The organism is Paenibacillus radicis (ex Xue et al. 2023) (assembly GCF_024722015.1).
In the GTDB taxonomy this organism is placed as follows: Bacteria; Bacillota; Bacilli; order Paenibacillales; family NBRC-103111; genus Paenibacillus_S.
In genome coordinates this window covers 183157-198526 of sequence record NZ_JANQBD010000016.1, presented here as the reverse complement: position 1 = coordinate 198526, position 15370 = coordinate 183157, and the positions used below count along the sequence as shown (strand labels likewise).

At 45.9% G+C, this 15370-nt stretch carries 17 protein-coding genes; 5 read left to right on the top strand and 12 right to left on the bottom strand.

Annotated elements, in window-relative coordinates:
- Positions 1 to 6: 6 nt before the first annotated feature.
- The gene (gene recQ, locus NV381_RS21845; protein WP_258215401.1) at positions 7 to 1785 is read right to left on the bottom strand and encodes a DNA helicase RecQ; all 1779 of its coding nucleotides are present in this window, start codon (positions 1783 to 1785) and stop codon (positions 7 to 9) included.
- Between the two features lie 58 nt (positions 1786 to 1843).
- Positions 1844 to 2671: a glycosyltransferase family 2 protein gene (locus NV381_RS21840; RefSeq protein ID WP_258215400.1), complete on the bottom strand. Its 828-nt coding sequence runs from the start codon at positions 2669 to 2671 to the stop codon at positions 1844 to 1846.
- A 226-nt stretch (positions 2672 to 2897) separates the two neighbouring features.
- On the opposite strand from NV381_RS21840, the gene NV381_RS21835 reads away from it, so the two are divergent.
- Positions 2898 to 3095, top strand: a complete 198-nt coding sequence (locus NV381_RS21835; protein WP_258215399.1) for a hypothetical protein — start codon at positions 2898 to 2900, stop codon at positions 3093 to 3095.
- A 79-nt stretch (positions 3096 to 3174) separates the two neighbouring features.
- Positions 3175 to 3978 (top strand): copper amine oxidase N-terminal domain-containing protein, encoded by an 804-nt coding sequence (locus NV381_RS21830; RefSeq protein WP_258215398.1) that lies wholly within the window; start codon positions 3175 to 3177, stop codon positions 3976 to 3978.
- 76 nt (positions 3979 to 4054) lie between these two features.
- On the opposite strand, the gene NV381_RS21825 is transcribed toward NV381_RS21830, so the two are convergent.
- Positions 4055 to 4735, bottom strand: coding sequence for a GNAT family N-acetyltransferase (locus tag NV381_RS21825; protein ID WP_258215397.1), 681 nt, complete (start codon positions 4733 to 4735; stop codon positions 4055 to 4057).
- A 243-nt stretch (positions 4736 to 4978) separates the two neighbouring features.
- Here NV381_RS21825 and NV381_RS21820 point away from each other — a divergent pair, with 243 nt between their 5' ends.
- A complete protein-coding gene (locus tag NV381_RS21820) occupies positions 4979 to 5473 on the top strand; it encodes a glutathione peroxidase (RefSeq protein ID WP_258215396.1) in 495 nt (164 codons plus the stop codon).
- Positions 5470 to 5910 carry a MarR family winged helix-turn-helix transcriptional regulator gene (locus tag NV381_RS21815; RefSeq protein WP_258215395.1) on the top strand — a complete coding sequence of 147 codons (441 nt, stop codon included), beginning with the start codon at positions 5470 to 5472 and terminating at the stop codon, positions 5908 to 5910. Before NV381_RS21820 ends, NV381_RS21815 begins: the two co-directional genes overlap by 4 nt.
- Positions 5911 to 6010: 100 nt before the next feature.
- Here NV381_RS21815 and NV381_RS21810 read toward each other — a convergent pair whose 3' ends face one another.
- Together NV381_RS21810 and NV381_RS21805 are read right to left on the bottom strand one after the other, a co-directional pair.
- Positions 6011 to 6790, bottom strand: coding sequence for a response regulator transcription factor (locus tag NV381_RS21810; RefSeq protein WP_258215394.1), 780 nt, complete (start codon positions 6788 to 6790; stop codon positions 6011 to 6013).
- 59 nt (positions 6791 to 6849) lie between these two features.
- Positions 6850 to 8721, bottom strand: a complete 1872-nt coding sequence (locus NV381_RS21805) for a sensor histidine kinase (protein ID WP_258215393.1) — start codon at positions 8719 to 8721, stop codon at positions 6850 to 6852.
- A gap of 27 nt (positions 8722 to 8748) precedes the next feature.
- Here NV381_RS21805 and NV381_RS21800 point away from each other — a divergent pair, with 27 nt between their 5' ends.
- Complete coding sequence (locus NV381_RS21800; protein WP_258215392.1) at positions 8749 to 9006, top strand: hypothetical protein; 258 nt, start codon at positions 8749 to 8751, stop codon at positions 9004 to 9006.
- 93 nt (positions 9007 to 9099) lie between these two features.
- Here the strand turns inward: NV381_RS21800 and NV381_RS21795 are convergent, their stop codons facing one another.
- The 7 genes from NV381_RS21795 to NV381_RS21765 all read right to left on the bottom strand — a co-directional run bounded on the left by NV381_RS21795 (position 9100) and on the right by NV381_RS21765 (position 15344).
- Complete coding sequence (locus NV381_RS21795; RefSeq protein WP_258215391.1) at positions 9100 to 10134, bottom strand: TRAP transporter substrate-binding protein; 1035 nt, start codon at positions 10132 to 10134, stop codon at positions 9100 to 9102.
- A gap of 88 nt (positions 10135 to 10222) precedes the next feature.
- Positions 10223 to 11521 (bottom strand): TRAP transporter large permease, encoded by a 1299-nt coding sequence (locus tag NV381_RS21790; RefSeq protein ID WP_258215390.1) that lies wholly within the window; start codon positions 11519 to 11521, stop codon positions 10223 to 10225.
- Positions 11521 to 12021 (bottom strand): TRAP transporter small permease, encoded by a 501-nt coding sequence (locus NV381_RS21785; protein WP_258215389.1) that lies wholly within the window; start codon positions 12019 to 12021, stop codon positions 11521 to 11523. The genes NV381_RS21790 and NV381_RS21785 overlap by 1 nt, the downstream gene beginning before the upstream one ends.
- 235 nt (positions 12022 to 12256) lie before the next feature.
- Entirely contained in the window at positions 12257 to 13657 is a 1401-nt protein-coding gene (locus tag NV381_RS21780; protein WP_258215388.1) for a sensor histidine kinase, read from the bottom strand.
- Between the two features lie 266 nt (positions 13658 to 13923).
- Positions 13924 to 14184, bottom strand: coding sequence for a metal-sensitive transcriptional regulator (locus NV381_RS21775; protein WP_258215387.1), 261 nt, complete (start codon positions 14182 to 14184; stop codon positions 13924 to 13926).
- A gap of 92 nt (positions 14185 to 14276) precedes the next feature.
- Positions 14277 to 14759: a DsrE/DsrF/DrsH-like family protein gene (locus NV381_RS21770; protein ID WP_258215386.1), complete on the bottom strand. Its 483-nt coding sequence runs from the start codon at positions 14757 to 14759 to the stop codon at positions 14277 to 14279.
- A gap of 6 nt (positions 14760 to 14765) precedes the next feature.
- Positions 14766 to 15344: a sulfurtransferase TusA family protein gene (locus tag NV381_RS21765; protein WP_258215385.1), complete on the bottom strand. Its 579-nt coding sequence runs from the start codon at positions 15342 to 15344 to the stop codon at positions 14766 to 14768.
- Between the last annotated feature and the right edge of the window lie 26 nt (positions 15345 to 15370).

Genomic DNA, 15370 nt, shown 5'->3' with positions numbered 1-15370 from the left:
TCTACTCTACCCGTTATAGTTTTTGAAAAACTCGATGAAGTAAGCTCCGTACTTGAAAAACTTCGCTTCCCCGACACCCTTGATCTTGAGCATCGCCGCCGGATTGGTCGGCTTGATCCCGCACATATCCCGCAGCGTGCTGTCCGGGAACACGATATACGGCGGTATGCCCTCGCGCTTAGCGATCTCCGTGCGCAGCCTGCGCAGCTCATCGAACAGCTCCGCTTCGACCTCGCGGGCTGCCGGCTCGTGCTTGATGCGCAGCTTCTGCACCACGCGCTCGCTGCCTGCGAGCACCGCCTGGGCTTTGGCCTGCAGCCGCAGCACTGGATATTTGCCGTCGGTGATCAGCAGGTAGCCTTCGGCGACCAGCAATTGAATCAGGTCGACAATCTCCTTCTCCGTACGGTCCTTCAGCAGACCGTAAGTTGTCAGTTCATCGAAGCCCATCTCCAGCACCTTCTTGTTGCGGGAGCCCTTAAGCACCGACGCCACGGTCGTTGCTCCGAATCTCTCCCGCATTCGTCGTACGCAGGAGAAGATCTTCTGTGCCTCCAAAGTGATGTCCGTCAGCTGCCGCTCGGTGCTGCAGCTGCTGCAGCGAGTGCAATCCTCGACGTCATCGCCGAAATAACGCACAATGTAGCGCTGCAGGCACTGCGACGTATGGCAATAATCCGCCATCTGCTGAAGGCGTCTGTACTCCTGGGCTTGGCGTTCGGTGTCACCAATGGACTGCTCAATAAGAAATTTCTGTATATGAATATCCTGCGGGCTGAACAGCAGCATACATTCACTTGGCTCGCCATCCCGCCCAGCACGGCCCGCTTCTTGATAATAAGCTTCCATATTTTTAGGCATATTGTAATGGATGACATATCGTACGTTGGACTTATCAATACCCATGCCAAAGGCGTTGCTCGCTACCATGACACGAATTTCGTCAAACAGAAATTTCTCCTGTGCCTCAGCCCGTTCCTTATCGGTCATGCCTGCGTGATACTTGCCTACAGGCACCTTCTGCTTGCGCAACAGCTCATACAGATTGTCCACTTCCTTGCGGGTGGCTGCGTATACGATGCCTACCTCGTCTTGATGCCCGCGGATGTAATCGAGCATCACATCCCGTTTGTTCTCGCCTTTGATAACTGAAAAGGCGAGATTGTCGCGCGCGAAGCCTGTCACAAACATCTGCGGCTCTCTAAGCCTCAGATGCTTGACGATATCCTCGCGCACCTGATCCGTTGCTGTGGCTGTGAACGCAGCCACGATAGGCCGCGTCGGCAAGCTCTCCACGAGCCGGCTGATGGCCAGGTAGCTTGGGCGGAAGTCATGGCCCCACTGCGATACGCAGTGAGCCTCGTCCACCGCCACCATCGGCACGGCCAGATTCGTCAGCAGGTCTACGAATCGCTCCGACTCCAGCCGCTCAGGCGCAACGTAGAGCAGCTTGTATTCGCCCTGACTTGCCTTGCGGATGCGCTGCTCCACCTGTGCATAGGACAGCGAGCTGTTGATGTAAGTCGCCGGCACGCCGATACTATCGAGCCCATCCACCTGGTCCTTCATCAGCGAGATGAGCGGAGAAACGACAATTGTCGTACCGTTCAACAGCATCGCCGGCACCTGATAGCAGATCGATTTCCCCCCGCCTGTTGGCATAATGCCAAGCGTATCCTGCTGCTCCAACACACTGGCGATTACTTTCTTTTGCCCATCCCGAAATGTTCCGTAGCCATAGTACTTCTTCAGCAAAGCTTCCGCCTGCTCTATCGTGCCAACCAAAATAATACGTCCCCCTTAACAGCCATTCTAAACAATCTATCTGCCCGATCCTCGTCCTCTATTCCACTTGTTCCTGCTTACTCGCAAGCCTCGATACAATGGGCTCTCCATCCCACACGATTTCTGTTACCGCCTTGCGGCTTCTGACTTCAGGCTCCTCCAGCAGCACGAAGAAATTTTTCGTAGGCAATTCACCAAGTCCATGCTTAGCTGACAGCTTGTCCAAATAGGGCCTCATGTCCTCATGCTGTCCCGACATATTACCACCTTGCTGGGAAAAAGCATACAACGCGCTGGCTACCGGTACCCGCTTCACCCTGAAATGATCAACCGCACGAAGGAAGAAGTCCCAATCCCAGTAGTGGTACATTTTCGTATCGAACGGTCCCAATCGGTCGTGCAGTTCCCTCCTATACAAGCAGCCCGAGGAGACGAATGTCGAAAACCTTCTCATCGCTGCCTCATCATGCTCATAGGCAAAGACGAAACGCTTCGTCGCCCTGCGCGTACTATCTTGTAGAATGTAGTCGAATATCTCAACATCCGAATAAACCAGGTCGGCGTCGGCAATTTCCTTGAGCATCCGTTCAATATGAGTCGGTACCAGCAGATCATCGTCATCGCACAGCAGAATATAATCGCCCTTTACAAGCTCCAGACCCCGGTTCCTTGCATGGACATGCTTTAAATTCTGATTCATATTAACGATCGTTATATCCAGCTCGGGGTACAGATCTTTTACTGCATCAACCGGTTCGCCGGCATCATTAACCACAATGATTTGCAAATGGCGGTAGGTCTGCCTCCATAATGACTCAATCAACTCAGAGATATAACCCAGCCTGTTATACGTAGGAATGATGATCGATATTAAAGACGCTGCCATCCCTTGATGCCCCTTTCGTTTACTGTATTTGCTTTTTGCATTACCGTGCAAGTGCAAGCTGCTATTGACAAGATACCAAAAAAACGGCAAAAGGGAAACCGTCAACAATTCCCGACTGTCCAAAACCATGGTATATTTTGTAAGGTTTTAAATAAAAGGATTTCGCGCTTCTCTGTTGAATTGCTTACTTTGGCCCTTATTTGCATTACATGGAGGAATTATGTCGATGGCTTGGATTACGATGTATGAAACCGATGCTCTTACGCTCGTTGTCGATGATGAGAAACAAACTGCTATGCTCGAAGTGAACAGTGGAGGCTACCGCCCCAGATACATCACTCTTCATTGGAATGAACAGGAGCTGGCGGAGGTAATTAAAGCGTTGCAGTCGGCCCATCAATCATTGACCCGTACAAGTTCTTAGAATTCTTTCAATAGATTCAGGCAAATTAACTTACGAAGTAACTTTGCTTAAAGCAAAGCTCCCAGGAGGAATGGCTTACATGCATGGAATAAAAAAGATTCGTTTAGCCTCAATTACTCTTATTTTTTCTATGTTGATAGCGATCATTCCTGCGCAAGTCAGTGCTCAGGAAACTTCAAAGATTCATGTATATATACAGCAGGAATTGCAGCAGTGGGATCCGTCCCCATTTATTAAGGATGGAAGCACCATGGTTCCAATGCGGGCCTTATTCGAGAAATTGGGCTTCCTGGTAACATGGGATGCGGACAAGCAAACAGCAAAAGCCGTTCGCGGCGGTTTAAGTATTTCTTTATCTATCAATCGTGGAACCGCAATGGTAAATGAGACGGTATATTATCTGGATGTAACGCCTTCATTGGAGAATGGAAGCACCTTTATCCCGCTCCGCTTTGTAAGCGAAGCCGCCGGTGCCGATGTTGCTTGGAATGAATCCAATCGGTCGGTCCAAGTACAATTCGAAACCGACCCGCAAAAACGAATTCATCGACTTATCGACAATGTCACTCACAGCGGCAGCTTTATTCAAGCGGCCATGTCCATCACTAGCGGCGACGGCATCAAAAATAACGGCATCATAGTAAAAGAAATCACCATGGATGCTTCCGGAGCAACAGCCAAGGTCAAGTTTACCGCTGATATTACGGTTTCCAAAGCCGTAAAAAACGATCGCGGCGTCACAATTTCACCTGTGGAATCGGTCGTTTATGAAATCACCTGTGATGTTTACAAGGATGCGTTCGATCAATGGCTCCTTCAAACGGAGCCCTCCAAGATGAATTATGTCCTTAGAGAGAAAAAGCCCTTTATGAATACCCAATAGAAAATGGTTCAAACAAAAGGCATCCGACCATGTTATTGACATGACGGATGCCTTTTGTTTTTTGTTCTAGCAAGCTCTACAGCGGCAGCAAACGAACGGGTTCACTGACCTTCAACTGCTCTATCATCTTGTACCATTGCTCAGGCTTATTAGGCAGAACCTCATAATATCTTTCAAGGAAGTTAGTAATGGTGCCTGCAACAATAGTTTCCACATCAAATGCGCCTTCGCCGAACGGCATGAAGCACAGATCAAGCTCTTGTACAGCAGCGCCGTCATTATGCCAGGATGGATGAACATACGGAAAATCCAGCTTGCGATAACCCAGATGAGCAAGCACTTCACGTCGTACGAACGGGTCCATCGCCTTAACCCCTCCAAAGCTGTAGTCCTTTGCCAAGTAAGGATTATAGATCTCAGCGAACATGCCAAGCAAAACGCCGCTCCCCGCATTTACCAATAGATTAATATCATCAGTCCGATTTTTCACTAAAAACGGCCCAATTCCAAGACCTTCGCGGCCAATTATGGTAAAGTCGGTCATCGCCACTCTCATGTCATCATAATAACGGTATTCGGTCGCGCCGACGACTTCACCCTCATGTACGGCCACAAATACGCGAATGCTCGGATCGTTCAATGGCTCCGCCCATAGGTCGTATTCCAGCACTTCCTCAGATGGGAAAACCGATTTCATCAGATCATGCATTTGTCTGAAGTACGGATCATTAATTCCTGTAACACGGATATAGTCCATCTATTATTCCCCCATTCCTTTATTTCCTGTCCAAACCTAAGTATACCAAGTGCTCGTAGTTATTTCCAAGCCTCCGCATGTATTCCTGACCTTTTTTACCCGGATATTATTGGAATGAACCTTATTGACTTCTGTATAACCACATGCTATATTTAGCTCAAGAATTTTTAGTTGTGCACAATTTAATTTCACACAACCATTGATCACGATTTTAAAATCTTCATATAATTAGGAGGTTCTACCATGTCCGTTTATGATTATACGGTTCAAACCATTTCTTCAGAAGAAAAAGCTCTTTCCGACTACAAAGGAGACATTCTCCTCATAGTGAATACGGCAAGCGGCTGCGGACTTACTCCGCAATATAAAGGTTTACAGCACATCTACGATACTTATAAGGATTCAGGAGTTAAGGTATTAGGTTTTCCTAGCAATCAGTTTAAAAATCAAGAACCAGGGACCAATGAAGAAATTAAGAGCTTCTGTGAGCTGAACTATAACGTTAGCTTCCCTCTCTTTGCCAAAATTGATGTAAAAGGCGAGCATGCGCATCCGCTGTTTGATTATTTGGTTAACAATGTACCCGCTCCGCATCATACAGGTGATATTGAATGGAATTTCGTTAAATTCCTGGTTAATAAGGAAGGTCAAGTCGTCAAGCAGTATCCTGCAAGGATGGAACCCGAAGCCATTGAAGAAGATATTCAAAAATTGGTGAATGGCGAATCATTACAATGAATTCGGAAGAATTGCTTAAGCTAGAGAATCAGCTTTGTTTTTCCATTTATGCCTGCTCAAGGGAAATAACCAGCTTATACAGGCCATTGCTTAATGAGTTGGGGATTACGTACCCGCAATATTTGTCTCTTATGGTTTTATGGGAGAAACAAACGTGTACGATCAAGGAACTTGGGGAACTCTTATATTTGGACTCTGGGACATTGACGCCTATGTTAAAAAGGATGGAGGATTCCGGTTTAGTAACCCGGCAACGCTCCAAATCTGATGAACGTGTGGTGTTTATTGAACTGACAGAAGCAGGTCGCAAGCTCAAAGAAAAAGCCATTTGTATTCCCGAGACTTGTATCCCGCATTTTAATCTGTCGAACGAACAATATAAACAATTGCTGCAGCAAATGAATCAATTAATTCAGAACCTGCAGCGAAGTCTCTAAATTAAATAGCAGAGTGCAGTTTCTATATAAAGATTCTAATCCATACTATTTCAAGGAATTCAAAAGGCAGGCTCTATGGCCTGCCTCTTCACTATGCTCGCTATTTGAACTCTTGTTGGGCAGTTCCGGTTCTCGCCTGCTCCTTGCGGAATTCTGATGGCGTACAGCTATTCCATTTCTTAAACGTATTACTGAAATACGCCACATCCGCGTAACCAACCCGATCCGCCACCTCATTGATCCGAAGAGAAGTGCAGCACAGCAGCCTTTTAGCCGCCTCCATCCGTACCTCGACGATATAATCAACAAAATTGCGGTTTAACTGCTGCTTAAAAAGTTGACTTAAATAGCTTGGGTTCAAATGAACTCGCGCGGCTGCCTCGGTCAGTGTGATTTCTCCTGCCAAATGAGCCTGAATGTACTCTTTTACTTGCTCTATAGGCGATTTATGCAATCTGTCGTCATTCGTTGCCTTGTTGTTAGCCATTGACCTTTCGAGCTGTTGGCCCTGTTTGTGCTCCATCCATTTGACCAGACATCGCTTCATATCTTCTATTTCAACCGGCTTAAGCAAATAATCAATGACCCCAAGCCTAAGTGCCTGCTGTACATATTGAAAATCATCATATCCGCTGACTAAAATAACTTGCTGCCCGCTATCCTGCTTCCGCACCTCCTGTACAAATGCCAATCCTTCCATAACCGGCATCCGCACATCCGTCAGAATGAGATCTGCCTTATTATCCTCCAGCCAATCCAACGCCTCAAGACCGTTTGAAGCTTCCTTCGTTACGGAAAAAGGCAGCTCTGTTTTCTCAAGCACCCGCTTCAACGAGGTACGTACCCACCGTTCGTCATCCACCAGCAACACTTGATACATGGCACCGCTCCACCTCCTTTAGTCCGCTTACCCTAACACTTGACTCATTATGGGCAATTTTAAAACAGGGCACGGCTGCTTCCGTCTAATGTTATGGGAACCGCCTTGCCGCTCTCCTCCAGAAAAGGAATCCGGATACGTACCGCAGTCCCTTTACCTGGAATACTGTTTAAGGTGACCCCGTATTCCTTTCCGTACAAGTAGGAAATACGCCTATGAACATTAACGATCCCAATGTGATCGCCCCCTGCCAGTACATCCTTGCCCTCCAAATCTTGATGAATATGTCTCAGCTGCTCTTCGGACATGCCAACCCCTGTATCCCTTACCGCTACGAAGAAGGTCCCCTCCGTATCTCTTACAGCCGTTATGCGGATTTGCATAAGACCGATCCCGGGCTCTATGCCATGGATCATGCTGTTCTCCACGATAGGCTGAAGCGAAAACTTAACAATATTTTGGTCCAACGCCCATTCAGGCACATCCAGCTCATATTCCAATCTTTCCTCAAACCGGAACTTCTGAATCCGCAAATAGACTTCGCAGAAACGAAGTTCTTCCCGAAGGCTGACTGTCGGGGAATCATTCTTCAAATTATAGCGCAGCAGCTTCGCTAACGAAGCCGACATTTCAGCAATGTCATCCATATCCTGATCCAATGCCATACCGCGCAGAGTTTCCAGAGAATTGTATAGAAAATGAGGGTTCATCTGGGACTGCAGCACCTTAAGCTCCGTTTCCTTTTGCCGCAAGGACGCCTCTGTTTCTCGCAACCGCGTAAAGTAAATTTCCTCTAGCAGCCCTTCCAGCTTCTCAACCATTTTATTAAAGCCGTGCGTTAGCAGCCCCAGCTCATCCTTGGAGCGCACCTCAAGCTTCCCCGAGAAATCTCCGACTTCGACCTTTTTCATAAAATGATGCAGCTTTCGAATTGGCTGCAGCAAGCTGGTTGCGAACCCTATTCCCAGCAAATAGGCCACAATCAGTGTCACCAATAGCGTCCAAAAGATGGTGTGACCGATATAGTTGGCTCCGTTGGTCAGCTCTTTGTAAGGAATCGAGGTCACTAGCCGCCAGCCCAGATAAGGAGATAAGCTGTAGGTGAGGAAATTACTCGGCTCTTCCATGGTGATCATAGAGCCGCTATCGTTCTGCAGCATGTAGCCGATATTGATATCACTGGCCCGTTTGCCGACCTGCTGCATATCCGGATGATATACATAATGATTCTGGGCATCGAGAATATACAGAAAACCTGTCCGCCCAATGCTCACCTTCTCTGTAATTTCTTGAATTCGTTTAAAGTTGACGTCCATGATCATGACACCAATAGGATCTAGAGTATGAGGGCTTATCAAACGGCGCACGATAGAAATAACCTGCTCCTGGCGATCAGGCCATTGGATGACACGGCTGATCAATCTTGGAGAGCCATCCAGTGGAATATTGGGATACCAATACTCCTTTTCCAATTCCTCTGCAGGAGTTGGACTGTTAAATTCCGTTGCATCCACAACCTGCACATCGTTCAAAATGACCGTTATATTCGATATATCCGACCTTGAATAAGTCGCATTTTTCAATACCTGCTCAATCTCATCCCGTATCCCGCTCTGCTGTACCTCTTCTAGCGTTCTCATCCTTAAAAATTGAACCATATCGGGATGGTTAATAATTCGCAGCGTATTGATCTCAAAGTCACGCACATAGTACTCAACATGCGTCTTCACTTGTTCGATAATCTGCCAGCTGTACTGCCCTGCCTCCCGCTCCAATACCTCAGACGAGCGTTCGTAGGATATCAAGCCGACCAGCAGCATCGGAAATACGACAATCAGCGCGGAGTAGAAAAACATTTTGCTGGTGAGCGGCAGATTTCGAAGTAAAATATAGCGTTGGAACCAGTCCGCCGCTCGTTTCCATGCTTGCATGAGTGTCGCCTCCGGAGGGGGCGTGATGTGAAAATAAAAAGGATAGCGACGGTTCGATCGACTGCAGGCTTCAGCCAAGTTTTTCCGATCGCTGTTGTTATTTTGTTGTTTTCATCGTATAAAATCCAAGGTGACAACAAAATAACAAAGGCGAACACTGGCGTTTCTCCAAAACTTGCTGAGCCCTCCGTCCCCACCGTCGAACCGTTTCATTTTCAAACACGCTTGAAAAATAGAAAGAAACAATTGATTCATATTATCGAATCAATGTTATGCCGAACATAATAGACCAAATGAATGCTTATACAAGTATAGTAACAGAAGTAAAATAGCGTGTCCCCTGAAAATAACAGGGGCACGCTAGGAGATGCCAAGAAATTATTTTTTGCGAGCTGCGTCGATTTGTTCCAGCACTTCTTTGTATTCAGCGCGGTACTTATCGATAACCGGTTTAACCGCATCCTGCCAAGGCTTAACATCCTTAACTTCCGTGATCTTAACGCCGGCGGCACGCACTTTGTCTTCGGCTTCCTTCTCATATTTATCCCAGGACTCACGTTGGGTTTTGACGGAATCCAATGCCGCTTGCTTAATAATTTTGCGATCGTCCTCAGACAGCTTATTCCAAGCCGCTTGGCTGATCAACAGCACTTCCGGCACACGCTGATGACCGTCAAGAATCAAATTCTTGGCTACTTCAAAGTGATTGGACGATTGGAAGCTCGGATAATTGTTCTCCGCAGCGTCAATAACGCCTGTTTGTAATGCACTAAATACTTCTCCGTAAGCCATTGGTGTAGCGTTAGCACCAAGTGCGCTCATCAAATCAATGTTGATTTTATTTTGAATGACACGGATTTTTTGTCCTTTTACATCAGCCAAGCTAGTTAATGGCTTACGTGAGTAGAAATTACGCGCTCCTGAGCTGTAGTAGGCCAAGCCTTTCATTTTGGAGCTTTCCAAGCTGTCCAGCAACTTACTAGCGGGATCGCTCTCAAGGAATTTCCACAAATGCTGATCATTATCGAATACATAGGGTAAGCTGAACACACCGTAGTTTTTATTGAATTCAGCCAAAGGTCCGCTGCTTACACGAGTGAACTCAATAGCACCTAGCTGTACCTGCTCCAGAACTGCTTTCTCTTCTCCAAGCTGAGAAGCTGGGAATACATCGATTTTGATGCGCCCCTTCGTCCGTTCGTTAACAAGATCAGCAAACTTTTTATCCCCAATGACCGTCGGGTAGTCGGCAGGATGTGTATCAGCCAATCGAAAGGTATACTTCTTTCCTTCGTCTTTCTTCTCTCCTCCGGCGGCATTCGAAGAAGCATCTTTACTCCCGCAGCCTGCAAGCAAACCTCCTGCTATGACCAAGCTGGAAATGATGCTTACGGTTCTTGTTAACGTTTTCATTGTTTAAATTACCCCTTTACTTTGTAGTTTTTTTCCTACATAGGGGGTCAAGAGTCCTCTTAACCCCAGTTTTGAACCGACTCAATCGTCAATGTTTCATCATATTAGGCAGCCACATTACCAAATCAGGTATATATGTCAGTACTAGCAACACCACGCACATCACATAGAAAAATGGCATCATTGCTTTCGTACCCTGACTAATTGATATTTTACCTATTGCACAGCCTACGAACAGCACCGTCCCTACCGGAGGAGTAAGCAACCCTATCCCCAGGTTCAACATCATAATTATTCCGAAGTGCACTGGGTCCATTCCCAGATGAGTAACAACCGGCAATAAAATCGGCGTCATGATCAGGATCAGCGGCGCCATATCCATCGGAGCTCCCAAAATTAGCAGCAATATGTTAATAATGAGCAAAATAATAATCGGACTGTCGGAGATGCCGAGCATCAAATCTGTCACCATACCGGGGATTTTCAAGTAAGCCAATAACCAGCTGAATGCATCGGATGCGGCAATCAGGAACAAAACCATCGATACCGTACGGAATGTCTTCTTCAAAATTAGCCACATTCGACTAACCGGAATATCGCGGTAAACAACGAATGTCAGGATGAATGCATACAAGCAGGCAAGCGCGCCGGACTCCGTTGCAGTAAACCAGCCGGTAAAAATACCACCCAATATGATGGCTGCCGTTAACAAAGACATCACACCGTCAAGCACAATCTTGGGGACATCCTTGCGCTGTATAGGGTCGCCCTTGGCATATCCCCGTTTGATTGCGTAGACATAGCTGGTTGCCATCAATGAAATACACAGGATAATACCAGGTACGATTCCCGCCAAGAACAGACTCGCAATGGATACTCCACCACCTGCTGCCAAAGAATATAACACAAGATTGTGACTTGGCGGAACAACAACACCTTGAATGGCTGAGGATACGGTTACACCAACTGCATAATCGGTATCATACCCTTTTTTCTTCATCATAGGAATCATAACCGAACCGATAGAGGACACGTCCGCGACGGCAGATCCGGAAATATTTCCGAAAAACATACACGCCACAGAGTTAACCATCGCCAATCCGCCGCGAACCCTGCCGACAATCAATTGGGCGAAGTTGACGAGCCGCAAAGCGAGCTTCCCCTCACTCATCATATGGCCCGCCAATATAAAGAACGGGATCGTCAGCAGCGAATAGGAGCTTATCCCCTGAACCATCCGCTGGCCGACTACTGCAAGCGGTATTTCCAAATACATTACCGTCAGAAGTGTGGATAACGCCAAAGTAAGAGAAATCGGAAACCTCAGAATCATAAACAGCACAAAGCTTACGCTTAGAATCAATACGGCAATTGTTGCTTCTTCCACTAGTGCTCACCCTCTTCTATACCGTAATGCCTTTTGGTTTCAATACCGATAAACTGCAGAAACGAATATACACACACCAACACGCCTGTGATAGGCATAATCACGTAGATAACGCTATTGGGCAGCTTGGTAGCTGCGAGAGTGCTTTCATTCATCAACTCCGTAAATTCGGCTCCGGATATGACCAGATACACACCGAAGGCAAAGGTACTCGCGTAAATAACCCTGTCCAACACCCAGTTCCACCTTGCCGGCAATTTACTGGTAAACGTGTCGATAGCCATGTGCAGCTTCTCTCTGAACCCGATAGCAATACCGAGAAAGGAAAACCACACTAGCAGCAACAGAGTCACCTCTTCTGACCAGAACAACACAAAATTAAACAGCTTGCGGGTCATTACCTGAACGGTTACGATCAAAATCATGGCCAGCAGCGCCAGCATCGAAAAGTTTTCGAAAAAACTGTCAATGGAAAGCGCAATACGTTTCAATGCTTTCAATTCCTTATCCTCCCTCTTGCTATATCTTGATGTAAGTGTTTTCATTTGACTGACACAGCTAATTGTAATGAATTTGTGAGAGGAACGTAACGCGATTGATTTTAGAATTTTTTGTAATTTTTTTAGGATTTTTATAAAACTTGCCGTTTTCCATAAAAAAAAAAGGCCTCCCCTGCTTTTCAGCAGTCATGGGAAGCTTGTACTCTTCTAGCTTATTGGCTCTAGTCACAGCACGTTAACGAATTGGCAAAAATAAAGTGAAGGTGCTGCCCTGCCCCGCCGTGCTGGTTAATTCCAAACGCCCTCCGAGCAGTCCGGTTAATGCACGACTTATCGACAGGCCAAGGCCGGTCCCCCCGTACTTGCGGCTTATAGAGCCGTCAGCCTGCTGGAACGCCTCGAATATCGGCTCCTGCATCTTATCAGGTATTCCAATACCTGTATCCATTACTGAGAAGGCTACCCAATCTCCAGACATCCCCTCAATCCCCGGCTCAGGCTTCCACACCTTGAGTGTTACGCTTCCGTATGCCGTAAACTTGAACGCATTGGAAAGCAAATTCCGTAAAATTTGCTGCAGACGAAGCGCATCCGTATGAATTAGAGCCGGAAGATCAGGATCCTCCTGGATTATAAATTCGAGCTCCTTCTGCTCAGCTATATGGCGAAAGCTATGCTGCATTACGTAGGTGATTTCGCTGATAATGACTTCTTCACTCAAAATCTCCATCCGTCCTGCCTCTACCTTCGATAGATCTAATATATCGTCGATCAGCCTAAGCAGCTCCTGCCCTGAGGAATGAATAATGGCTGCATATTCGGCGGCCTCGGATCCTTCCTCCTGCTTATCTCCATCGATAATAAATTGAGATAGTGCAATAATGCTGTTTAAAGGGGTCCTTAGCTCATGCGACATATTAGCTAGAAATTCTGATTTATATTGAGAGGAAAGCATCAGTTGATGCGCCTTCTCCTCTAATATTTTGCGCGTTTCAATCAGTTGATCGGTTTGCTTCTGCAAAGAATCATGTGCAATTTGAACATCAGCCACTCTACGCCGTTCCAAATGAAAATCGCTGAGCATAAACACATAAAAAAAACTTAAAAGTATGCTTGCCGGAAGGATGGCGGGAACAATTTGGCTAATATAAATTTCTTTTGGAATGGTTCCATATAAAACCACATTCACACAATTGGCGATATTGACAGCAAAAATGACAACTGTGATCTTAGCCCAGAAATTCCAATCTAGTTTCTTTAATAGCATATTTAAAACTACACAAAGAACACCCAGCAGCACCATATTTAAGCAGCCTGCCCAAGCTGCGCTATTCAAACCAAACGTGAGGCGGGCCGCCCCGATCCCAACACCGATAACAAGTAAGATAATGGGATTGGAATAGACTAAAGTACAAATAATCAAAGGCAGAAACCGCAAATCGAATTTAATATCCAGACCAAAATCAAAGCTATAGACCATGGTCAACCAACCAGCACCGATGGCGAGCAGCACGGAAAGGGCATATTTCAACACACCTGAAGCTTGGTGAAGCAAATATTTATGGATTAACATTGCGGTATAGGTCAATGTAGTCAGAATACTTATATTTATAATAAACACTTTGGAAAACTCCACTTACTCCTCACTCCTCTAACCAAACGATAGCTCATATCTTATCTTCATTATATCATAATGACTCTTTACCCCTGCCAGGGTCATTATACTCATACCCACTGACCCTACTTATCCCATGCAATGACACAAGATTGATGCCATACAGCTATTAAATGAGCACTTCCTTATATACAAAAAAACCATTAGCCATGTAAATAGCTAATGATTTTAATTACTTCATAATCATATAGGAGTCCGTCTAATTTATTGTGTATTCCCGCTAGGCCTTACCGGCTTTTGACTAACAATTCCACTGCTTGTCTCACCATTTTACTGGTGTCTCTGCCGGCTTCCTTTTCTTCAACAATACATTGCTCCAAATTTACCGCTACGATATAGGCAATCGCCTTATCGGCTGCACTTCTGACCGCGGACAGCTGGCTTACAACATCTTTGCAGTTTTGCTCTTCCTCCATCATTCTCAGTACGCCCCGAATTTGGCCTTCCACACGTTTTAATCTTTTTTTGACATCCTCATCGTATTTCATTTTAAAGACCCTCCCCATTAACCATACCTGTATAGGTATATTATTGCCGATATGTTTTATAAAAACAACGTAAGGGAAGAGGAGACCACCCATTAAATAAACAAATTCACTTTAGCATCTGCGGCATCACCCAAGTAAGCTGCAACCCCAGCATATTCAATGCCATCCATTAATTCCTCCTGCTGCAGACCAAGCAGATCCATAGTCATCGTACAAGCCACCAATTTTACACCTTGCTCTTGAGCCAGTTCTATTAATTGCGGCAATGACAAAGCATTATGCTTCTTCAATACATGCTTGATCATTTTGGGCCCCATTCCGCCAAAATTCATTCGTGATAATCCAAGCTTGTCTGCGCCGCGCGGCATCATTTTGGCAAACATGCTCTCTAACCACCCCTTTTTTACCATAAGCTTCTCATCCTTACGAAGAGCGTTAAGCCCCCAAAAGGTAAAAAATAGGGTTACTTCGTGATCATAAGCAGCAGCGCCGTTTGCAATAATAAATGCAGCAATAGCTTTATCTAAGTCTCCACTAAAAAGTACGATGGTTGATTTTTCTTTAATTTCTGCCATAAAAATTTAACCCTCCATCTTTTCAACATCATAAACCCACTCAGACATGCCGGGTATGACATTTCTAATGCTTTTGAACCCTTGCTCATTGAGCATCTGACATGCAGCATCACTCCGGCTCCCAGCACGGCAAACTACATAATATTCGCTGCTTCTGTCAAGCTGACTGATCTTAGCCTCCAACTCGCCAAACGGGATGGATATCGCTCCTGGAATATGCCCGAATGCATATTCGGCCGGTTCCCGAACATCGAGAATTTGGAGCTTTTCTCCAGCGGCCATTTTTGCTTGAAGATCATCATTCGTTGCTGTATGAGGGTAGCTCATCTCAGCCTTGGTTATGGCTGCATCGGATTTGCGAATAAAATGACGGTATACTCCATGGTCCTCTTTTAACCCTACATATTGATGGCCTGTACGGCTGGACCAGCTTTTAAGGTCTGCAACTGAGCCTTTATCTGTTGCTCGTACTTCCAATACTTCTCCGGCTTCCATTTCTTCTATCGCTTTTTTAGTACGAACCACCGGAAGGGGACAGGCAAGTCCCTCACATTCTAAAGTACGATTCACTTGTAATGTTGACATGAATAAAACCTCCATTTTATATAAAT